At 70.1% G+C, this 21737-nt stretch carries 10 protein-coding genes and 3 rRNA genes; 8 read left to right on the forward strand and 5 right to left on the reverse strand.

The window, feature by feature from the left end; all coding sequences use genetic code 11:
• Positions 1-166 precede the first annotated feature (166 nt).
• Complete coding sequence (locus ACSURM_RS19700; RefSeq protein ID WP_436956688.1) at positions 167-3505, forward strand: BTAD domain-containing putative transcriptional regulator; 3339 nt, start codon at positions 167-169, stop codon at positions 3503-3505.
• Positions 3506-3551: 46 nt separating this feature from the next.
• On the opposite strand, the gene ACSURM_RS19705 is transcribed toward ACSURM_RS19700, so the two are convergent.
• Positions 3552-5456: a sigma-70 family RNA polymerase sigma factor gene (locus tag ACSURM_RS19705; protein ID WP_436956690.1), complete on the reverse strand. Its 1905-nt coding sequence runs from the start codon at positions 5454-5456 to the stop codon at positions 3552-3554.
• A gap of 566 nt (positions 5457-6022) precedes the next feature.
• Positions 6023-6826 (reverse strand): TetR/AcrR family transcriptional regulator, encoded by an 804-nt coding sequence (locus ACSURM_RS19710; RefSeq protein WP_436956692.1) that lies wholly within the window; start codon positions 6824-6826, stop codon positions 6023-6025.
• A gap of 376 nt (positions 6827-7202) precedes the next feature.
• On the opposite strand from ACSURM_RS19710, the gene ACSURM_RS19715 reads away from it, so the two are divergent.
• Together ACSURM_RS19715 and ACSURM_RS19720 are read left to right on the forward strand one after the other, a co-directional pair.
• Entirely contained in the window at positions 7203-8582 is a 1380-nt protein-coding gene (locus ACSURM_RS19715; RefSeq protein WP_436956694.1) for an NAD(P)/FAD-dependent oxidoreductase, read from the forward strand.
• 131 nt (positions 8583-8713) lie between these two features.
• On the forward strand, positions 8714-10357 hold the full coding sequence (locus tag ACSURM_RS19720) for an ATP-binding SpoIIE family protein phosphatase (protein WP_436956696.1): 1644 nt from the start codon (positions 8714-8716) through the stop codon (positions 10355-10357).
• Between the two features lie 13 nt (positions 10358-10370).
• Here the strand turns inward: ACSURM_RS19720 and ACSURM_RS19725 are convergent, their stop codons facing one another.
• Complete coding sequence (locus ACSURM_RS19725; protein ID WP_436956698.1) at positions 10371-11660, reverse strand: MFS transporter; 1290 nt, start codon at positions 11658-11660, stop codon at positions 10371-10373.
• Positions 11661-11770: 110 nt separating this feature from the next.
• Here ACSURM_RS19725 and ACSURM_RS19730 point away from each other — a divergent pair, with 110 nt between their 5' ends.
• The 5 genes from ACSURM_RS19730 (at position 11771) to ACSURM_RS19750 (ending at position 18786) form a co-directional block, all read left to right on the forward strand.
• Complete coding sequence (locus ACSURM_RS19730) at positions 11771-12319, forward strand: MarR family winged helix-turn-helix transcriptional regulator (protein ID WP_189994571.1); 549 nt, start codon at positions 11771-11773, stop codon at positions 12317-12319.
• A 654-nt stretch (positions 12320-12973) separates the two neighbouring features.
• A 16S ribosomal RNA gene (locus ACSURM_RS19735) occupies positions 12974-14500 on the forward strand.
• 306 nt (positions 14501-14806) lie between these two features.
• Positions 14807-17928: ribosomal RNA gene (locus tag ACSURM_RS19740) — 23S ribosomal RNA — on the forward strand.
• Between the two features lie 91 nt (positions 17929-18019).
• A 5S ribosomal RNA gene (gene rrf / locus ACSURM_RS19745) occupies positions 18020-18136 on the forward strand.
• Together the 16S, 23S and 5S rRNA genes form the textbook arrangement of a ribosomal RNA operon.
• A gap of 83 nt (positions 18137-18219) precedes the next feature.
• Positions 18220-18786, forward strand: coding sequence for a GNAT family N-acetyltransferase (locus tag ACSURM_RS19750; RefSeq protein ID WP_436956701.1), 567 nt, complete (start codon positions 18220-18222; stop codon positions 18784-18786).
• On the opposite strand, the gene ACSURM_RS19755 is transcribed toward ACSURM_RS19750, so the two are convergent.
• On the reverse strand, positions 18783-20303 hold the full coding sequence (locus ACSURM_RS19755) for a type IV secretory system conjugative DNA transfer family protein (protein ID WP_436956703.1): 1521 nt from the start codon (positions 20301-20303) through the stop codon (positions 18783-18785). The two genes, ACSURM_RS19750 and ACSURM_RS19755, sit on opposite strands and share 4 nt — an antisense overlap.
• Before the next feature lie 12 nt (positions 20304-20315).
• Positions 20316-21728 (reverse strand): ATP-binding protein, encoded by a 1413-nt coding sequence (locus ACSURM_RS19760; RefSeq protein ID WP_436956705.1) that lies wholly within the window; start codon positions 21726-21728, stop codon positions 20316-20318.
• Between the last annotated feature and the right edge of the window lie 9 nt (positions 21729-21737).

Genomic DNA, 21737 nt, shown 5'->3' on the forward strand with positions numbered 1-21737 from the left:
GCGCCGCGTACCGGGTACGGCGCCGCGCCCCTGTCGGTGTCACCCGTATCGGCGCGCCGCAGGCGCGAGGCGGTGAGTCCGCCCAGGACGGGCTCCGCACCGCTTCCGACACCCCCGGCGCCGAACCCCCGTGCCCCGGCCCCGAGCCCCCCGCCACAATGGCCGGATGCGGTACAGAATCCTGGGCGTGACCCAAGCGGCGGACGACCAGGGCGCTGCCGTACCCGTCGGCGGGCGCCGGCTGCGGACGCTGCTCACCGCCCTGGCCCTGCGGCCCGGCCGTACCGCCACCCCCGAGACCCTCATCGACGAGATCTGGGCGGACGACCCGCCGCAGGACGCCCCCGCCGCCCTCCAGGCCCTCGTCGGCCGGCTCCGCCGCACCCTCGGCCGGGACACCGTCACCTCCACGGCGGGCGGCTACCGCCTCGAAGCCGCCCCGGAGGACGTCGACCTGCACGCCTTCGAGCGGCTCGCCCACGCGGGCACCGCCGCCCTCGCCGCCGGCGACCCGGCCACCGCCCACCGCACCCTCACCGAGGCCCTGTCCCTCTGGTACGGCCCCGCCCTCGCCGACCTGCCCGACCGCACCGCCGCCACCCGCCCCGAGGCCCTGCGCCTGGAGGCGGCCCGCGCCCGCGCCGCCGCCGCCCTCGACCTCGGCCGCGCCCAGGAGGTCGTACCGGAGCTGCGCGAACTGACCGCCGCCCACCCCTACGACGAGCCGCTGCGCGTCCTGCTCATCCGCGCCCTGCGCGACACGGGCCGCACCGCCGACGCCCTCGCCGCCTACGAGTCCGCCCGCTGCACCCTCGCCGACACCCTCGGCACCGACCCCGGCCGGGAACTGAAGGACCTGCACGCGGCCCTGCTCAGTCAGGAGCACCCCGCCGCCCCGCAGTCCCCCGCCGCCCCGCGGCACCCCACCGCGGCGCCCGTCACCCGCGCCCACCCGCCCCGCCGCACCGGCAACCTCCGCCCCCGGCTGACCTCCTTCGTCGGCCGGGGGCCGGAGCTGGAGGCCATCCGCTCCGACCTGCGCCGGGCCCGCCTGGTGACGCTCACCGGACCGGGCGGCTCCGGGAAGACCCGCCTCGCCGAGGAGGCCGCCGCGGCCCACCCCTCGGCCTGGCTGGTCGAGCTGGCCCCGCTCGACCGGCTGGAGGCGGTCCCCGGCGCGGTGATCAGCGCGCTCGGCCTGCGCGAGACCGTGCTGCTGACCAACGAGCTGGGCCTCCCGCAGGACCCCACGGCCCTGCTGATCGAGTACTGCGCCCCGCGCGGCCTGCTCCTGGTCCTCGACAACTGCGAACACGTCATCGGCGCGGCCGCCGCCCTCGCCGAGACCCTCCTCACCCGGTGCCCGGGGCTCACCGTCCTCGCCACCAGCCGGGAACCCCTGGGCGTGCCCGGAGAGTCGGTGCGCCCGGTCGAGCCCCTCGTCCCGGAGCAGGCGCACCGCCTCTTCGCCGAGCGCGCGCGGACCGTCCGCCCCGACGCCGACGCGGTCCTCGGCGACACCGAGGCCGTCGCGGAGATCTGCCGCCGCCTCGACGGACTGCCGCTCGCCATCGAGCTGGCCGCCGCCCGGCTCCGGCTGCTGACCCCCCGGCAGATCGCCGACCGCCTGGACGACCGCTTCCGCCTGCTCACCTCCGGAAGCCGCACCGCCCTGCCCCGCCAGCAGACACTGCGCGCGGTCGTCGACTGGTCCTGGGACCTGCTGGACGAGCGGGAGCGGACGGTACTGCGCGAGGTGTCGGTGTTCGCCGGCGGCTGGGACCTCGCGGCGGCCGAGGCCGTGTGCACCGGCCCCGCCGCCGACCTGCTCGGCGCCCTGGTCGACAAGTCCCTGGTGGTCGCCGCCCCCGGCGACCCGGACGGCACCGGCACCGGGATGCGGTACCGCATGCTGGAGACCATCCACGAGTACGCCACCGAGCGCGCGGCCGAGCTCCCCGCGGTGCGCGCGGCGGCCGAGCGACGCCACCGCGCCTGGGTGCGCTCGCTGGTGGAGGAGGCCGGGCCGCAGCTGCGGTCGGCGGCCCAGCTCCCCTGGTTCTCCCGCCTGGAGACCGAGCTGGACAACATCCGCGCGGCCCTGGACCGCGCGGTCCGCGCGGGCGACGAGGCCGAGGCCGGCGCCCTGGTGCTGGCCATCGGCTGGTTCTGGTGGCTGCGCAGCCACCGCCAGGAGGCGGTGTCCTGGGTACGGCTGGTGCTCCGCCTGGGCGCCGCCCTGGACACCCCGCCCACGGGCGCGCCGGCCGCCGGGCTGATGGCGCGGGTGGCGGCCGCCGACCCGGTCGGCGCCTTCCTCGCCGACCCCGACGGCCAGGCCCGGCACCCGCTGAACGAGCTGCGGACCGACCTGCGCATGCTCGACCTGTTCCTGACCGCCGAGTCGAACGCCGACCACCTCGCGGGCGACGAGCGGGCCCCGGAGTACGTCGCGGGCGTGCGGCGCGCCTACGAGCGCGGCGGCCCCCAGGCCGCCCGGTTCCCCGGCATCCTCTGGCCGCTGACCACGTACTACCTGGGCGGCCCGGTCGACGTCCGGCCGAACCTCTCGGCGTCCGTCGCCAACGCCCGCAGGTACGGGGGCGACTGGGAACTCGCCGTCGCCCTGATGTACCGCGCCCACGTCACCGTCGACACCTCGGGCAACCTGGAGGGCGTCGACGAGGACCTGGCCGAACTGCGGCACCTCGGCCGGCGCGTCGGCGACCGCTGGATGCTGGCCCAGGTGTGCGGCGCGGCCGGCGAGGCGGCCATGGCGCGCGGCCGGTACGACGAGGCACGCGCCGAGTACGAGGAGGGGCTGCGCCTCGCCTACGAGGTCGGCGCGGACGCCGAGGCACCGTTCCTGATCGCCCGGCTCGCCGAGATCCACTACCGCTCCGGCGACCGGGACGGCGCGCTGGCCGCCCTGGACGAGGCCGAGTCGGCCGCCGAGCGGTACGCGGTGCCGGAGTCCCGGGCCTTCGTCCTGCTGCTGCGCGCCCACATCGCCCGCACGGACGGGGACCTGGACCGGGCCCGCGAACTGCTCCGGGCGTCCTGCGCGCTGGTCGGGGACGGCAGCACCGCGCCCCCGCAGTTCGTGGCGGCCCAGCGGGTGGTCGAGGGGTTCGTCGTCGCCGACGAGTCGGGCCTGGCCCAGGGCCTGCGGGTGCTGGCGAAGGCCCTGCGCGAGGCCGTGGACCACCGGTGCGCCGAGGCGGTCACCTCCGGTCTGGCGGACGCGGTGGCCTGCCTGCTGGCCCGGTACGGCGATCTGGCGCTCGCCGTACGGCTGTTCACCGCCGCGGACCACTGGCGCGCGGGCGTCCCGCGGCCCGAGCCGGAGCGCACCGAGGCCGCCCGGGTGCACGCCGGCGCCCGCGCGGCCCTCGGCCCCGACCGCTACGCCGCCGAGTGCGCCCGGGGCGCCCGCCTCGACGCGGCGGACGTACTGCGGGAACTGGACGCGGCGACGGAGGCGAGCCGTACGGCAGGCGGGTGAACGGGGCCGCCGGCGGGTGAGCGGGGCCGCCGACGGGTGGACGGGCCTACCGGCAGGTGAACCGGGACTCCGCCCAGTCCGCCAGCGCCACCCGGCCGAGGCCGTGGTCGTGCGGCTCCACCACCAGCCGTACGGTCCTGTGCCCGGTGAGGTCCACATGGACGGGGACGGCCGGGCCACGGCCCTTGACCACGCCGGACCGCCACAGCGGGACCCCGTCGGCGTGGACGGAGAAGGAGACCTTGCCGAGACCGAGGGTCATGTCGTCCACACCGGCCCACGCGTCGTACGCGGTGCACCGCCGGTTGAGGTCGATGGTGACGGAGGACTCGCCGTGGACGGTGACCCCGCGCGCGTACGACGTGCCGCCGATCGACATGCCGTACCGCTGCCACACCCAGCTGCTCCCGCCCAGCCGGATCTCGGGCCCGGTGCCGTCACCGGAGACGTCGAAGCGCAGGGTGTTCAGCTCGTAGACGGTCGGCGCGGGCGCCGGAGTCCGGGTCGGGGTGGGGGTCGGCGTCGGCGTGGGCGTCGGCTTCGGCTTCGGTTTCGGCGGGGGAACGGTCGTCGGCGTGGGCTCGGGTTTCGGCGTCGGGGTCGGAGTGGGGCTGGGAGTGGGAGTCGGAGTCGGAGTCGGTATGGGGGTGGCCGGCAGCGGTGCGGGGGCGACGGCCACCGGCTTCGGGGACGAGGGCCCGGGCCGGGGCTCCGGGGAAGCGGGCACGGGTGCCGGCGGCTCGGGGCGTACGACCGGTGCGGACGGCGACGGCCTGGCGGCGGCCTCCTTCACCGGCCGGTCGTCGTTCACCAGGGCCAGCGCGACGGCGGCGACGGCCACCGCGAGCACGCCCGCGACGATGCCGGCCTTCACCGGCGCACCGAGCCCCTCGGCGGCCGCGGCCCCGCCCGCGCCGCCCGCTCCGGCGGACGAGCCGGTGGCCGCGGCGGCGGCCCCCGCGGCCCCGGCCCCGGCGCCGCCGGCCACGATCCCGAGCGCCTTGGCGTACCCGGCGGCCCCGAACCAGCCGATGACCGCGACCGGGACGACCGCGGGGATGCCGCTCGCGACCTCCTCGATCTGCGCGGCGGCCAGCCGGCACCGGGCGCACTCCGCGAGGTGCTCGCGCAGTCCCCGCTCGGCCCGGACGCGCAGCTTGCGGCGGGCGTAGGTGCCGAGCTGGTCGGCGTAGCGGGCGCACTCCCCGTCGGTGGTGAGGGCGGTGCTGACGTGGGCCTGGAGGTAGGCCTGCTTCAGCCCCTCGCGGGCGCGGCTGGCGAGCACCCGGGTGCCGTTGGCGTCCAGCCCGAACAGGACGGCCACCTCGCTCGGGGACTCGTCCTCCACCTCGGTGTGCCACAGCACGGCCTGCCAGCGCTCGGGCAGGGAGCGGAAGGCCCGCATGGCCAGGGACTGCTCGGCCTCGTGCAGGGCGCGTACGTCGGCGCCCAGTTCGAGTTCGGCGGCGTCGGACGCCTCGGCGGCGCGTGCGGCCTGCTGGGCGAAGACGGCGAAGTCGTCGACGAGCTGCTCGCGCCGGGCGGACTTGGCCCAGTGCGCGGCGACGCGGCGCACGGAGGTCAGCAGATAGGCCCGTACGGCGTGCTCGGGCCCGGCGCCGCCGCGCACCGCCTGGAGCATCCGGGCGAACACCTCGGCGGTGAGGTCGTCGGCGGTGTGGGCGTCCCGGCAGCAGGTCCGCGCGTACCGGCGTACCGGGTCGGCGTGGCGCCGGTACAGCTCCTCGTAGGCGGAGTCGTCACCGGCGCGCATCCGGCCGATCAGCTCACCGTCGGCGGCCGGTGCCTCCCGGGGCGGCGGCAGCACGCTCCCGTCCCGCTGAGCGGGCACGCCGTGGCCGCCCTGGCCGGGTACGTAGGGCGAGGCCGGCCCGCGCGCCTCCGCGCCCCCGTCGTCCCCGCGTGACCCGTCCCACCCGTCAGCCCTCATCGCGGAAAGCCCCCGACACCGACCCAGCCCAACCCGTCACCGGCTCAGACTGCCACACCCCACCCCGCCGAGCGCCCCCGCGCATCCCATCCACTCATCCGAGCGCACTTACCCACGCACCCCCCCGAACACCCGTCGCACACTGCCGAGTTACCCAACCGGCATCAGCTCGACTGGTGCTACGGCGTCCGGGTAGGGCCGTCCGGCGCCGCCGTGCCAGAACTGCTGGGGAGTACTGTCCGGCGGCCCGTCGTGCTACGGCGGCTGGGGCAGCGCCGACCGGTGAACCGCTGCTCCAGGACCACCCGGCAACGACGCGGCGGCTTGCCGCTGCCCCCGATCACCGGCACCGGTCTCCCCGGCGCCCGCCTCTCGGCTCCCGGCGCCCGCCTCTCGGCTCCCGCCCCGCAGCGCCGCCGCCCACCGCCCCCGCATCCGCCGCCCGAACGCCCGCAGCCGCCGACGGCGGACGCGTCCCACAGGGGCCACCCGCACCCGACCGTGCTAGCCGCACGGGTGGTGCGGGCGAGCACCCCGAATCCGCCGAAGGCGAAGCCGAGCCGCGCCTACGCCGACGCGGACGCCGGCCGCGACCGGAGACCCTCCAGCAGAATGTCCAGCAACCGAGCCGAGGCCGCCGCCTGCTGCGCGGCATCCGGCAGGGACGGCGCCGCCGTGGCGATCACCAGCAGCACATCCCCCACCGACACATCCGCCCGCAGCTCACCCGCCGCCCGAGCCCGCTCCACCAACTGCCCGACCACGTCGAGCAGCGCCCCGGCCCCGGCATCGTCGGCCCCCAGCGGGGACTCGTCCGGCACCAGCCGCAGCTCGCCGTTCCCCGGCTGCACCCGCTGCTGAGGCACCCGAGCCTCCTCGCCCGAGATACCGGACGCATCGGAGGCCACGGCCACCCCCGCCCCGTCCGAACCGGCGGAGCCGACCCGCAGCACCTGCGGCGGCAGCAACCGCCCCGCCCCCGACGCCACCGAGGTCCGCAGGAACCGCGACAGCGCCGACCACGGCTCGTCCTCCTGCCCGAGCGCGGCCCGCGCCTGCTCGGTCAGCCGCGCGGTCTCCTCCTCGGCGATCCGCCGGACCAGCACGTCCTTGCTGGGAAAGCGCCGGTACACCGTGCCGACCCCGACCCGGGCGCGCCGCGCCACGTCCTCCATCGGCGCGCCGTACCCCAGCTCGCCGAACACCTCGCGCGCCGCGCGCAGCACGTGCTCCAGATTGCGCTGCGCGTCGACCCGCAGCGGAGTCGTCCGCGCCCCGTCCGCGCGTCCGGCACCCGCCGCCGTACTCATCGTTCTGCCGCCGGGCGCGATGGCGGTAGCCGATGCCCAATGCGTGTCCTGAACATGCATGTTTTTCCCCCGGTAATGACGTCTCCCCCCGGAGACTCCCCGCCACTGGCTGCGAAGCGCGCGGAACGGGCATCGGTTCCGACCGGATCCGCCCGTCGCGGGCCCGTTCGACCACATTCCTTACACCCCGTCGACACACGAACATAGTTGAGAGGCAGTCAATTCAGAAGGGGCAGGTTCCGTACAGTGCGCCCCCCGATCGGAGTACGCGGCGTGTACGTCCCGATTCCCTCCCTTCCCGCCCGCTCGTCCGCACCCGCTGACCTGCCCCGTTTCCTCCCGCCCGGACACCCCGGCCGGTCGCGCGTACACCCGGCCGCCGGTCACACAAATTGCCGGGCCTGTGGACAAACACCAGCGCCGGGTGCGTCATGGGATGGTGAAGGAACGTGCGCGCATTCTGGTTGTCGGCGGCGGCTACGTCGGGATGTACACGGCCCTGCGTCTCCAGCGGAAGCTGAAGGCCGAGCTGAACAGGGGCGAGGCCGAGATCACGGTCGTCACCCCCGACCCCTACATGACGTACCAGCCGTTCCTTCCGGAGGCCGCCGCGGGCTCGATCTCCCCGCGGCACGTCGTCGTACCGCTGCGCCGCGTCCTCGACCGGTGCCACGTCGTCGTCGGCGAGGTGACCTCCATCGACCACGCGGTGCGCACGGCCGCCGTCAGCACGCTCGCCACCGCCGGCCGGGACGGCTCCGCCGAGCTGTTCGGCTACGACGAACTGGTGCTCGCCCCCGGCTCGGTCTCCCGCGCCCTGCCCGTCCCCGGCCTCGCCGAGTACGGCATCGGCTTCAAGACCGTCGAAGAGGCCATCGGCCTGCGCAACCACGTGATCGAGCAGATGGACATCGCCTCCTCCACCCGTGACCCCGCGGTCCGCGACGCCGCCCTCACCTTCGTCTTCGTCGGCGGCGGCTACGCGGGCGTCGAGGCCCTCGGCGAACTGGAGGACATGGCCCGCTACACCGCGCGCTACTACCACAACCTCCGCCCCGAGGACATGAAGTGGATCCTCGTGGAGGCCACCGACCGGATCCTGCCGGAGGTCGGCCCGGAGATGGGCCGCTACACCGTCACCCAGCTGCGCCGCCGCAACATCCAGGTGCTGCTGAACACCCGCCTGGAGTCCTGCGCCGACCGGGTCGCCGTCCTCAGCGACGGCCAGCGCTTCCCGACCCGCACGCTCGTGTGGACGGCCGGCGTCAAACCCCACCCGCTGATCGCCGCCACCGACCTGCCGCGCACCGACCGCGGCCGGCTCCGCTGCACCGCCCAGCTCACCGTCGACGGCGCCGAGCACGCCTGGGCCGCGGGCGACGCCGCCGCCGTCCCCGACGTGACCGCCGCCGAACCCGGCACCGAGACCGCGCCCAACGCCCAGCACGCGGTCCGCCAGGCCAGGGTGCTCGGCGACAACATCGCGCACGCGCTGCGCGGCGAGCCCCTGGAGACGTACGCCCACCGGTACGCCGGCTCCGTCGCCTCCCTCGGCCTGCACAAGGGCGTCGCCCACGTCTACGGCCGGAAGCTGAAGGGCTACCCGGCCTGGTTCATGCACCGCGCGTACCACCTCAGCCGGGTGCCCACCGTCAACCGCAAGGCCCGGGTGCTCGCCGAATGGACCCTCGCCGGACTGTTCAAACGGGAGATCGTCTCGCTCGGCTCGCTCGAACACCCACGCGCCGAGTTCGAACTGGCGGCCGGTGGAAAGCCTCCCCACAGCCCCTCCGACGACCCGAAGGGGTCGTCCTGACCGGACCCGGGAACTCCGCGCACCCCCGAGGCGTCTGACGGTTGTCGCCGTGGTCCGCCCCCCTGCCAGACTGCCCACGTCCCCGGACTGGCCCCCCGCCCGCCCACAGCACCCACGAGGCTTTTCCCACAGTGAACTTCACGCGCTGGAGCGCCCGGCTCCCCGGAACGCAGCGCCGCGCCGCCGCGCGGACCGAGTCGGCGGTCTCCCCGGACCGGCGGGGCGACGGCTCCGTGCCCGCGGCCCGCGCCGAACGGTCCGCCGACGGCTCCCCGGTGCCCGCCGTCGACGTACTGCCCGCGCGTGACGTCCTGGACCGCGTCCCGGCCCTCGTCGCCCTCGTCCACGGCCCCGACCACCGCATCGGTTACGTCAACGACGCCTACACCACGGCCTTCGGCACCCGCCCCACCGGCGTCCCCGCCCGCGACGCCCTGCCCGAACTCGCCGAACTGGGCCTGCTCCCGCTGCTCGACCAGGTGCTGCGCAGCGGCAGACCCCGCACTCTCAAGTCCCGCAAGGCCGTCGACGGCCGCTCGTACACCTTCACCTGCACCCCCGTCGCCGAGGACGGCGACCGGGACGCGGGCGTCCTCGTCTTCGCCACGGACGTCACCGACCACGCCGAGGCCGCCGAACGCCTGCGCGCCAGCGAGCGCCGCCAGCGCGAGACGGCCGTCACCCTCCAGCGCTCCCTGCTCCCGCAGGAACTGGAACAGCCCGACGACCTGCGCATCGCCGCCACCTACCACCCCGGCGGCACCGAGGCCGCGGTCGGCGGCGACTGGTACGACGTGATCACCCTCGGCGGCGGCCGGACCGCCCTCGTCATCGGCGACGTCATGGGCCGAGGGGTGCGGGCCGCCGCCGTCATGGGCCAGCTCCGCACGGCCGTCCGCGCCTACGCCCGCCTCGACCTGCCCCCGCACGAGGTGCTCCAGCTGCTCGACGGCCTCGCCGCCGAGATCGACGCCAACCAGATCGCCACCTGCGTCTACGCCATCCACGACCCGAACGAGGGCCGCCTGCTGTACGCGTCGGCCGGCCATCTGCCGATCCTGGTCCGCGACGAGAACGGCGTGGTCTCCCGCGCCGACGAACCCACCGGCCCGCCGCTCGGCACCGGCGGCTGGATGCACTCCTCCGGCTGCGTCGCCCTCGGCCCCGGCGCCACGGCCGTCCTCTACACCGACGGCCTGGTGGAGCGCCGGGACGCCGACCTGGACGAGGGCATCGCCGCGCTCGCAGGCGCCCTCGCCGGCGCCACCGGCACCCCGCAGGTCGTCTGCGACCGCCTGGTCCGCTCGGCCGGCGTCACCGCCGACCACGACGACGACGTGGCCGTCCTGGTCCTCCAGCACCCGGCGCGTACGGGCCCCGACGGCGACCTCTTCCGCAACGCGGCCCTGGAGCTCCTCGGCGGCGTCGAGGCGGCACCCCGCGCCCGGGCGTTCGCCTCCGGCGTGCTGACCAGCTGGCGCTTCCCCGCCGAACTGCACGACCTCGGCGTCCTCGCCACGAGCGAGCTGGTCACCAACTCCCTCCAGCACGGCACCCCGCCCATGCGGCTGCGCCTGCGCCGCACCGACCGGCGCCTGATCATCGAGGTCACGGACGGCGACGACCACCTGCCGCGGCGACGGCGCGCGGAACCGGGCGACGAGTCCGGCCGGGGCATCGCCATCGTGGCGACGATCGCCTCCAACTGGGGCTGCCGCCGCACACCGGGCGGCGGCAAGGCCGTGTGGTGCGAGTTCGTCCTGCCGAAGGGATGAGCGCCGGGCGGTGCTACGCCTCGGCCGCCACCGGCTCCGTGGCCGACTGGCCCCGGCTCACCACCCGGGTCTCCCGCCCGGTCCACGGCCGGTCCTGCACCGCGGTGAGGCGCCGCCCCAGCCGCAGGGCCAGCACGGTGATCGACAGCGAGAACAGCAGGAAGGTCACGATGTACGGCGCGTGCAGGGAGGCGCCCAAGGGGCCGCCCACCGCCGGACCGACCGCCAGCGCCAGCTGCTTGACCAGCGCGAACGCCGAGTTGTACTGACCGGCCAGCCCCTCCGGCGCCAGATCGGCGACCAGCGGCGCGACCGTCGGCGACAGCATCGCCTCCCCCAGCCCGAACAGCGCGTACGTGGATACGAAGGCGGCCGTGGCCATCTCCTGGCTGCCGTGCCCCAGCCCCGCGTACCCGGCGGCCAGCCAGGCGACGGCCCAGATCAGGCCGACCGCGGCGATGACCCGGGACCGCCGGCGCCGCTCCACCAGCCGCAGCACGGCGAACTGGGCGATCACGATCATCAGCGTGTTCGCGGCCAGCGCGGTGCCCAGCGCGGACGTGGATATGCCGGCCGCCTCCACGCCGTAGGCGCTCAGCCCCGACTCGAACTGGCCGTAGCAGGCGAAGAAGAGCACGAAGCCCAGCACGCACAGCTGCACCATCGCCCGGTTCCCGAGCAACTGCTTCCAGCCGCCCTTGGCCGATCGCGCCGGGGCGTCCGCCATCCGGGGCGAGTGCGGCATGCGCACGGTCGCCATCACCCCGACCAGGAGCAGGAACATCAGCGCCTCGATCGCGAACAGCAGCGTGAACGAGGACACGCGCGTGGTGTCGACCAGGTGGCCACCGATGAGGCCACCGACACCGAGCCCCAGGTTCTGCAGGAAGAACTGCATCGCGAACGCGCGCGAGCGCGTGTCCGCCGAGGAGCAGTCCACGATCATCGTCGCCAGCGCCGGCTGCATCACGGCCTGTCCGGCACCGAGCGCGGCGGCGGACAGCAGCACCGTCGCGGCACCGCCCGCCAGACCGAGGCTCAGCGCGCCCAGAGCGGCGAGGACCAGGGCGGCGAGCAGGACCGGCAGCGGGCCGCGCCGCACGATCGCCCGGCCGGCGAACGGCAGGACGATCAGCGCGGCCACGGCGAAGACGGCGAGCACGAGCCCCGCCGTCATGGCTCCCAGCCCTCGCACCTGCGCCACATAGACGTACAGGTACGGGACGGTGAAACCGAGCCCGAACGCGCTGAGTGCGTTGCCCACGTGGATCCGGCGCATCGCAGCGCCCATCGCCCTGGTCACGTTCACCTCTCTCACTAGTTAGACCTGAAGACTTCAAAGCTAAAGTTCGAAGCTAAAGAGTACACAGTCAAGGACTTCAAGGCAAAGGGGTCGCGTGCGATACTGCGGCCATGGCCGACACCCCCGGCGTCACGGAGCCGACACTCGAAGAACAGATCGCCGCCTACCAGCGCGAGTTCCAGGACCTGGACCCGCAGGTCGAGAAGATCGTGTCGGCGCTGTCCCGGCTGAACCGCCGGATGAACGTCGCGTACGGCCGCCAGACCGCCGCCCTCGGCATCAGCAACGCCGAGTGGGAGGTCCTCAAGGCACTGGTCCTCTCCGGCGCGCCCTACCGCATGGGCCCGAGCGACCTGGCCAAGCGGCTCGGCCTCACCCCGGCCGCGATGACCCACCGGATCGACCGCATGGTGGCCGAGGGACTGGTTACCCGGGAGCGGGACGAGTCCAACCGGGTACGCGTCATCGTGGAGCTGACCCCCGAGGGGAGGGAGAAGTGGCTGGAGGCCATGCGCCTGGCGACGGTCTTCGAGGAGGACCTGCTCCAGGACCTCACCCCCGCCGAGCGCGCGGTGCTCGGCGAGGTCCTGACCCGGCTCCTGCGCCGGGTCGAGCACGCGCAGCCGGACGCCGGCGGCCGGCTCACCGACCTGGACTGAGACCGGGCCCGGGGCCGGAGAAAAGATCTTGACAGAGGGTGTTGACACGCCCCTGGCCGATCCGTAGAGTTCTCCGGGTTGCCGCAGAGCCGTAACGGTTCTCCGACAACACTCCGCCGCCTCGAGCGGCAACCTCACACCACCAGCACGATCTCCCGTACGGGTTGATTTCGGCTTGCCCGAATTCAATTCGAATACGGGCCCGGCGCCCCGATTGGGAATCGCCGGGCGGATCCGCTAAGGTTTGAGACGTCGGAACGGCCCAACAGCCGCGAAGACAAACCCCGCTGACCGGGGATCAGACGCCGAAAGGATCTGATAGAGTCGGAACCGCCGGAAAGGGAAACGCGAGAGCGAGAACCTGGAAAGCACCGAGGAAATCGGATCGAGAAAAGATCTGATAGAGTCGGAAACGCAAGACCGAAGGGAAGCGCCCGGAGGAAAGCCCGAGAGGGTGAGTACAAAGGAAGCGACCGTTCCTTGAGAACTCAACAGCGTGCCAAAAGTCAACGCCAGATATGTTGATACCCCGTCTCCAGCATCCGCTGGGACGAGGTTCCTTTGAAAAAACACAGCGAGGACGCTGTGTGCGAGAGGACTATTCCTCCTCTCGCACCGCTCTCGTGATGTGTTCATCCCGATTACGGGAAAACATTCACGGAGAGTTTGATCCTGGCTCAGGACGAACGCTGGCGGCGTGCTTAACACATGCAAGTCGAACGATGAACCTCCTTCGGGAGGGGATTAGTGGCGAACGGGTGAGTAACACGTGGGCAATCTGCCCTGCACTCTGGGACAAGCCCTGGAAACGGGGTCTAATACCGGATATGAGCCTGGGAGGCATCTCCCGGGTTGTAAAGCTCCGGCGGTGCAGGATGAGCCCGCGGCCTATCAGCTTGTTGGTGAGGTAACGGCTCACCAAGGCGACGACGGGTAGCCGGCCTGAGAGGGCGACCGGCCACACTGGGACTGAGACACGGCCCAGACTCCTACGGGAGGCAGCAGTGGGGAATATTGCACAATGGGCGAAAGCCTGATGCAGCGACGCCGCGTGAGGGATGACGGCCTTCGGGTTGTAAACCTCTTTCAGCAGGGAAGAAGCGAAAGTGACGGTACCTGCAGAAGAAGCGCCGGCTAACTACGTGCCAGCAGCCGCGGTAATACGTAGGGCGCAAGCGTTGTCCGGAATTATTGGGCGTAAAGAGCTCGTAGGCGGCTTGTCACGTCGGTTGTGAAAGCCCGGGGCTTAACCCCGGGTCTGCAGTCGATACGGGCAGGCTAGAGTTCGGTAGGGGAGATCGGAATTCCTGGTGTAGCGGTGAAATGCGCAGATATCAGGAGGAACACCGGTGGCGAAGGCGGATCTCTGGGCCGATACTGACGCTGAGGAGCGAAAGCGTGGGGAGCGAACAGGATTAGATACCCTGGTAGTCCACGCCGTAAACGGTGGGCACTAGGTGTGGGCAACATTCCACGTTGTCCGTGCCGCAGCTAACGCATTAAGTGCCCCGCCTGGGGAGTACGGCCGCAAGGCTAAAACTCAAAGGAATTGACGGGGGCCCGCACAAGCGGCGGAGCATGTGGCTTAATTCGACGCAACGCGAAGAACCTTACCAAGGCTTGACATACACCGGAAAGCATTAGAGATAGTGCCCCCCTTGTGGTCGGTGTACAGGTGGTGCATGGCTGTCGTCAGCTCGTGTCGTGAGATGTTGGGTTAAGTCCCGCAACGAGCGCAACCCTTGTCCCGTGTTGCCAGCAGGCCCTTGTGGTGCTGGGGACTCACGGGAGACCGCCGGGGTCAACTCGGAGGAAGGTGGGGACGACGTCAAGTCATCATGCCCCTTATGTCTTGGGCTGCACACGTGCTACAATGGCCGGTACAAAGAGCTGCGATACCGTGAGGTGGAGCGAATCTCAAAAAGCCGGTCTCAGTTCGGATTGGGGTCTGCAACTCGACCCCATGAAGTCGGAGTCGCTAGTAATCGCAGATCAGCATTGCTGCGGTGAATACGTTCCCGGGCCTTGTACACACCGCCCGTCACGTCACGAAAGTCGGTAACACCCGAAGCCGGTGGCCCAACCCCTTGTGGGAGGGAGCTGTCGAAGGTGGGACTGGCGATTGGGACGAAGTCGTAACAAGGTAGCCGTACCGGAAGGTGCGGCTGGATCACCTCCTTTCTAAGGAGCACTTCTAAGCCGGGCTTGCCTGGTTCAGAGGCCAGTACATCAGCGAATGTCTGATGCTGGTTGCTCATGGGTGGAACGTTGACTACTCGGTCGGGATGCCGGGCTGGTGGCTGCTAGTACTGCTCTTCGGAGCGTGGAACGCACGATCACTGGACGGAGTCTGGCCGGGCACGCTGTTGGGTGTCTGAGGGAATGAACTTTCCTCAGTTGCCGGCCCCAGTGCACTCGAGCTTCTGGTTCGGGGTGATGGGTGGCTGGTCGTTGTTTGAGAACTGCACAGTGGACGCGAGCATCTGTGGCCAAGTTTTTAAGGGCGCACGGTGGATGCCTTGGCACCAGGAACCGATGAAGGACGTGGGAGGCCGCGATAGTCCCCGGGGAGTCGTCAACCAGGCTTTGATCCGGGGGTTTCCGAATGGGGAAACCCGGCAGTCGTCATGGGCTGTCACCCTTGCCTGAACACATAGGGCAAGTGGAGGGAACGCGGGGAAGTGAAACATCTCAGTACCCGCAGGAAGAGAAAACAACCGTGATTCCGGGAGTAGTGGCGAGCGAAACCGGATGAGGCCAAACCTACGACGTGTGAGACCCGGCAGGGGTTGCGTCGTGGGGGTTGTGGGATCTCTCTTCCACGGTCTGCCGGCCGTGGGACGAGTCAGAAACCGTTGATGTAGGCGAAGGACATGCGAAAGGTCCGGCGTAGAGGGTAAGACCCCCGTAGTCGAAACGTCAGCGGCTCGTTTGAGAGACACCCAAGTAGCACGGGGCCCGAGAAATCCCGTGTGAATCTGGCGGGACCACCCGCTAAGCCTAAATATTCCCTGGTGACCGATAGCGGATAGTACCGTGAGGGAATGGTGAAAAGTACCGCGGGAGCGGAGTGAAATAGTACCTGAAACCGTGTGCCTACAAGCCGTGGGAGCGTCGGACATCAGCTTGCTGGTGTCTCGTGACTGCGTGCCTTTTGAAGAATGAGCCTGCGAGTTTGCGGTGTGTTGCGAGGTTAACCCGGGTGGGGAAGCCGTAGCGAAAGCGAGTCCGAATAGGGCGATTTTAGTAGCACGCTCAAGACCCGAAGCGGAGTGATCTAGCCATGGGCAGGTTGAAGCGGAGGTAAGACTTCGTGGAGGACCGAACCCACCAGGGTTGAAAACCTGGGGGATGACCTGTGGTTAGGGGTGAAAGGCCAATCAAACTCCGTGATAGCTGGTTCTCCCCGAAATGCATTTAGGTGCAGCGTCGTGTGTTTCTTGCCGGAGGTAGAGCACTGGATAGGCGATGGGCCCTACCGGGTTACTGACCTTAGCCAAACTCCGAATGCCGGTAAGTGAGAGCGCGGCAGTGAGACTGTGGGGGATAAGCTCCATGGTCGAGAGGGAAACAGCCCAGAGCATCGACTAAGGCCCCTAAGCGTACGCTAAGTGGGAAAGGATGTGGAGTCGCAGAGACAACCAGGAGGTTGGCTTAGAAGCAGCCACCCTTGAAAGAGTGCGTAATAGCTCACTGGTCTAGTGATTCCGCGCCGACAATGTAGCGGGGCTCAAGCGTACCGCCGAAGTCGTGTCATTGCAGCATGTACTCCCAACGGAGGCTGTGATGGGTAGGGGAGCGTCGTCTGCCGGGTGAAGCGGCACTGGAAGGTAGTCGTGGACGGTTGACGAGTGAGAATGCAGGCATGAGTAGCGATACAAACGTGAGAAACGTTTGCGCCGATTGACTAAGGGTTCCTGGGTCAAGCTGATCTGCCCAGGGTAAGTCGGGACCTAAGGCGAGGCCGACAGGCGTAGTCGATGGATAACCGGTTGATATTCCGGTACCCGCTGTGAAGCGTCAAACATCGAATCCAGTGATGCTAAGGCCGTGAAGCCGTTCCGGACCCTTCGGGGAATGGAAAGTGGTGGAGCCGCTGACCCAAGTTGGTAGTAGGTGAGTGATGGGGTGACGCAGGAAGGTAGTCCATCCCGGGCGGTGGTTGTCCCGGGGTAAGGGTGTAGGCCGCAAGGTAGGTAAATCCGCCTTGCATACGGCTGAGACCTGATGCCGAGCCGATTGTGGTGAAGTGGATGATCCTATGCTGTCGAGAAAAGCCTCTAGCGAGTTTCATGGCGGCCCGTACCCTAAACCGACTCAGGTGGTCAGGTAGAGAATACCGAGGCGTTCGGGTGAACTATGGTTAAGGAACTCGGCAAAATGCCCCCGTAACTTCGGGAGAAGGGGGGCCACGCCTGGTGATGAGCTTTGCGCTCTGAGCTGGGGGTGGCCGCAGAGACCAGCGAGAAGCGACTGTTTACTAAAAACACAGGTCCGTGCGAAGCCGTAAGGCGATGTATACGGACTGACGCCTGCCCGGTGCTGGAACGTTAAGGGGACCGGTTAGCTCACTTTCGGGTGGGCGAAGCTGAGAACTTAAGCGCCAGTAAACGGCGGTGGTAACTATAACCATCCTAAGGTAGCGAAATTCCTTGTCGGGTAAGTTCCGACCTGCACGAATGGCGTAACGACTTCTCGACTGTCTCAACCATAGGCCCGGTGAAATTGCACTACGAGTAAAGATGCTCGTTTCGCGCAGCAGGACGGAAAGACCCCGGGACCTTTACTACAGTTTGATATTGGTGTTCGGTTCGGCTTGTGTAGGATAGCTGGGAGACTGTGAAGCTCGCACGCCAGTGTGGGTGGAGTCGTCGTTGAAATACCAGTCTGGTCGTGCTGGATGTCTAACCTGGGTCCGTGATCCGGATCAGGGACAGTGTCTGATGGGTAGTTTAACTGGGGCGGTTGCCTCCTAAAGGGTAACGGAGGCGCCCAAAGGTTCCCTCAGCCTGGTTGGCAATCAGGTGTTGAGTGTAAGTGCACAAGGGAGCTTGACTGTGAGACCGACGGGTCGAGCAGGGACGAAAGTCGGGACTAGTGATCCGGCGGTGGCTTGTGGAAGCGCCGTCGCTCAACGGATAAAAGGTACCCCGGGGATAACAGGCTGATCTTCCCCAAGAGTCCATATCGACGGGATGGTTTGGCACCTCGATGTCGGCTCGTCGCATCCTGGGGCTGGAGTCGGTCCCAAGGGTTGGGCTGTTCGCCCATTAAAGCGGTACGCGAGCTGGGTTTAGAACGTCGTGAGACAGTTCGGTCCCTATCCGCTGTGCGCGTAGGAGTCTTGAGAAGGGCTGTCCCTAGTACGAGAGGACCGGGACGGACGAACCTCTGGTGTGCCAGTTGTTCTGCCAAGGGCATGGCTGGTTGGCTACGTTCGGGAGGGATAACCGCTGAAAGCATCTAAGCGGGAAGCCTGCTTCGAGATGAGGACTCCCACCCACTTGATGGGGTAAGGCTCCCAGTAGACGACTGGGTTGATAGGCCGGATCTGGAAGCACGGTAACGTGTGGAGGTGACCGGTACTAATAGGCCGAGGGCTTGTCCTCAGTTGCTCGCGTCCACTGTGTTGGTTCTGAAACCACGAACGGCCCCGTATGGCCACATGCGGTGCGGCATTGTTCGACAGTTTCATAGTGTTTCGGTGGTCATAGCGTGAGGGAAACGCCCGGTTACATTCCGAACCCGGAAGCTAAGCCTCACAGCGCCGATGGTACTGCAGGGGGGACCCTGTGGGAGAGTAGGACGCCGCCGAACAAATTTTGAGGGAAACCCCCGCACCTTACGGTGCGGGGGTTTTTCTGTTTTCCGGGCCGGGGGCTCTGGCTTACGGTGGCGGCATGACCACTGTCACCAGGAACGACTATGTAGTTCGCGCCATACGACCCGACGACTGGGAGCGGGTGAGGGAGCTGCGGCTCGACGCGCTGCGGGATCCGGTCGCGCACCTCGCCTTCCTGGAGACCTACGAGGACGCCGCGAGCAAGCCCGACTCCTTCTGGCGGGACCGGGCCGTCGGCTCCGGAGCGGGCTCCACCACCGCCCAGCAGTTCATCGCCGAGGCTCCGGACGGGACATGGGCCGGCTCGGTCACCCTGCTCATGGAGGAGCCCGGCACCCAGGACTGGGCCGGGAACCCGGTCGAGCGGCGGCAGGGACACGCGGTCGGCGTCTTCGTACGGCCGGAACACCGGGGCAACGGGCTCGTCCAGGCACTGTTCACGGCCGGCCTGACGTGGGCCTGGCAGCAGGACGCCGAACGGGTGCGGCTGTTCGTCCACGAGGACAACCTCCCGGCCCGGACGGCCTACCGGAGGATCGGGTTCGCGCCCAGCGGCCTCGTCGTGGCCTTCTCCAAGGACGAGACCGCCAACGAGCTGGAGCTCGTCATGGAGCGGCCGTCCTAGACGGGCAGTTCCTGGTGCGGCCAGCGGGTGCGGGCCTGCTCCCGGGAGCGGAGCAGGGCGAGCGTCGGCAGGCCCTGGTCGGTGCCGGTGGCCAGCAGGTCCGGCAGCTCGGGGAACGGGGCCACGGCCGCGATGTCGTCCAGGACCAGGGTGAGTGGTGGGTCGAGCCGACCGGAGGATGACCGTTCGGCCATGCGCCGGCCGCGCTCGACCACGCTGGAGACGAGGGCCGTCAGGAGCGGCATCGCGCCCGGCTTGCTCCGCGGGTCCTCGATGGATTCACCGACCATATAAAGCGTGCCCTCTTCATGGACGAAGGAATCCAGGGCGAGGGCATCGGTTCGGTTGGGGGTGCACGCCTCCCGGATGTTCACCGTGAACAGCGCCGAAAGGGCCCTGCTGGTCAGCTCTTGGGCGATGTCCCGGCGGTCCGGGTGCGCGGTCAGCGCCGCCTCCAGCTCGCCGGCGGCGCCGGGCGCGGCCTTGGGGTGCGTGCGCAGGGTGCGGACGGCGTCCTGGACCTGGGTGCCCTGCGCCCAGCGGTGCACATGCCGGATGGTGCGGTTCTCCAGAGCGGCGGCGTGCAGATAGCTGCGCAGCAGCGTGGTCGCGGTGTCGGCCACCGCCTGGTCGATCCGCGCGGTGGGCCGCACGGGGGCGAGCAGGGCCGTCGCCCGGTGCAGTGCCGTCTGCCTGTCCTCGCAGCCTGCCGTGGGGGACCAGTGCAGCCGGGCCGGGGTGTCGCACAGGTGCGTGGGGTCGTAGAGCAGGGTGGGGCCCAGCTTGGCCCGGGTGTCCTTGGTCTCCGCCCACAGGGCCGGGTTGGAGGTGACCAGGACGACAGGGCCCTCGGCGTCCCGCACGGCCTGGGCCGCGGCCGGCTGCCGGGCCTCCCGGGGCGCGAGGAGGACCTTCTCCCAGCCGCCCGACCGGTCGCCTTCGGCGGGGAGGGCGATCACGGGCGCCGGTGTCGCCGTTCCGCTCAGGGGCTCCGCCGGCCGCGGCTGCGGGCGCGGCACAGGTACCTCGTGGCGCGGCTCGGGGACGTCGTGGCGGGGGGCGGGGGCCTCGTGGTGCGGGGCCGGGGTCTCGTACCGCGGCTCGGTCCGCGGGGGGCTCGGCGGGGTGTCCCGGGCCGCCGTGACCCGTCGCAGCCTGGTCGCCCGCCACCGGGCCACCGTGCTCAGCGCGAACACGGTGAGGACGAGGAGGATCATCAGCTGGCCGAGGAACAGACCCCAGAACAGGCCCCAGCCGGACAGCTGGCCCGGCGGGGTGTCGGGCCAGGCGCCGGGGAGGTCGTGGGGCCTGCTGACCAGGTGGCGCATGGCCAGGGGGGTGCGGGTGAAGGTGACGCCCTCCGGCCAGGCGCCGTGGGCGAACCGGGCCGCCAGGCCGGTGGCCGTCCACACCAGGACGGTGAGGCCGATGAGGAACGCGAGGATGCCGATCAGCAGTCCGTCGGGGATGCCGCCCTGGCGCTCCCGGCGGAGGTCACGGTGATCGTCCGGTCTCACGCTGTACTCCCTCTAGGCCACCGTCGACTCGGAGTCGCCCAGGTGCTGTTCCACGAAGGCCGCCGCCCGCTGCTCGGCCTCCAGCTCGGCCGCGCGCAGGGCGTCGTCGGCCGCCAGTTCGCTGGCCGACTCGGTCATGGCGCGGTCGGTGAAGACCAGCGGCCGTTCCGTCTCCGTGACCAGGTGTTTGACCACCTGGACATTGCCGTTGACGTCCCAGACCGCGATGCCGGGCGTCAGCGTGGGGATGATCTCGACCGCCCAGCGGGGCAGGCCGAGGACCCGGCCGGTGGCTCTGGCCTCGTCCGCCTTCTGGGCGTAGATCGTCCTGGTCGAGGCCATCTTCAGGATGGCCGCCGCCTCCTTCGCGGCCGCCCCGTCGACCACGTCGGACAGATGGTGGACGACCGCCACGAAGGACAGGCCGAGCCGGCGTCCGAACTTCAGCAGCCGCTGGAACAGCTGGGCCACGAACGGGCTGTTGATGATGTGCCAGGCCTCCTCGACCAGGAAGATGCGCTTCTTCCGGTCGGGGCGGATCCAGGTGTGCTCCAGCCACACGCCGACGATCGCCATGAGGATCGGCATGGCGATGGAGTTGCGGTCGATGTGGGACAGGTCGAAGACGATCAGGGGCGCGTCGAGGTCGATGCCGACCGTGGTCGGGCCGTCGAACATGCCGCGCAGGTCGCCGTCGACCAGGCGGTCCAGGACGAGGGCGACGTCCAGGCCCCACGCCCGTACGTCGTCTATGGCGACGTTCATCGCCTCCGCCGACTCCGGCTCGGGGTGCCGCAGCTGCTCCACGATGTCGGAGAGGACCGGCTGGCGGTCGGTGATCGTCTCGTTGACGTAGGAGTGCGCGACCTTCAGGGCGAAGCCTGCCCGCTCGTCGAGGCCGTGGCCCATGGCGACCTCGATGATGGTCCGCAGCAGCGCGAGCTGCCCGGTCGTGGTGATCGCCGGGTCCAGGGGGTTGAGCCGGATGCCGTGGTCGAGGGCGGCCGTCGGGTCGAGCCGGATGGGGGTTATCCCCAGCTCCTCGGCGATCAGGTTCCACTCGCCGACGCCGTCCTCGCCCTGCGCGTCCAGGACGACGACCTGGCGGTCCTTGAACCGGAGCTGGCGCAGGACGTACGTCTTCTCCAGCGCCGACTTGCCGTTGCCGGACTCGCCGAGGACCAGCCAGTGCGGTGCCGGCAGCTGCTGGCCGTACAGCTGGAAGGGGTCGTAGATGTAGCCCTTCCCGGAGTACACCTCGCGGCCGATGATGACGCCGGAGTCGCCGAGGCCGGGCGCGGCCGTGGGCAGGTAGACCGCCTGGGCCTGGCCCGTGGAGGTGCGCACCGGCGGCCGGGTCGTCTCCACCTTCCCGAAGAGGAAGGAGGTGAAGGCCTCGGTGAGGACGGACAGCGGATCCCGCATCGGAGAATC

Source organism: Streptomyces sp. SudanB182_2057 (genome assembly GCF_964272715.1).
GTDB lineage: Bacteria > Actinomycetota > Actinomycetes > Streptomycetales > Streptomycetaceae > Streptomyces > Streptomyces rubradiris.

Excerpts from the sequence above, each read along its gene's own strand:
- ACSURM_RS19700 (WP_436956688.1), top strand. The coding sequence starts at position 167 with ATGCGGTACAGAATCCTGGGCGTGACCCAAGCGGCGGACGACCAGGGC.
- ACSURM_RS19705 (WP_436956690.1), bottom strand. The coding sequence starts at position 5,456 with ATGAGGGCTGACGGGTGGGACGGGTCACGCGGGGACGACGGGGGCGCG.
- ACSURM_RS19710 (WP_436956692.1), bottom strand. The coding sequence starts at position 6,826 with ATGCATGTTCAGGACACGCATTGGGCATCGGCTACCGCCATCGCGCCC.
- ACSURM_RS19715 (WP_436956694.1), top strand. The coding sequence starts at position 7,203 with ATGGTGAAGGAACGTGCGCGCATTCTGGTTGTCGGCGGCGGCTACGTC.
- ACSURM_RS19730 (WP_189994571.1), top strand. The coding sequence starts at position 11,771 with ATGGCCGACACCCCCGGCGTCACGGAGCCGACACTCGAAGAACAGATC.
- ACSURM_RS19750 (WP_436956701.1), top strand. The coding sequence starts at position 18,220 with ATGACCACTGTCACCAGGAACGACTATGTAGTTCGCGCCATACGACCC.
- ACSURM_RS19760 (WP_436956705.1), bottom strand. The coding sequence starts at position 21,728 with ATGCGGGATCCGCTGTCCGTCCTCACCGAGGCCTTCACCTCCTTCCTC.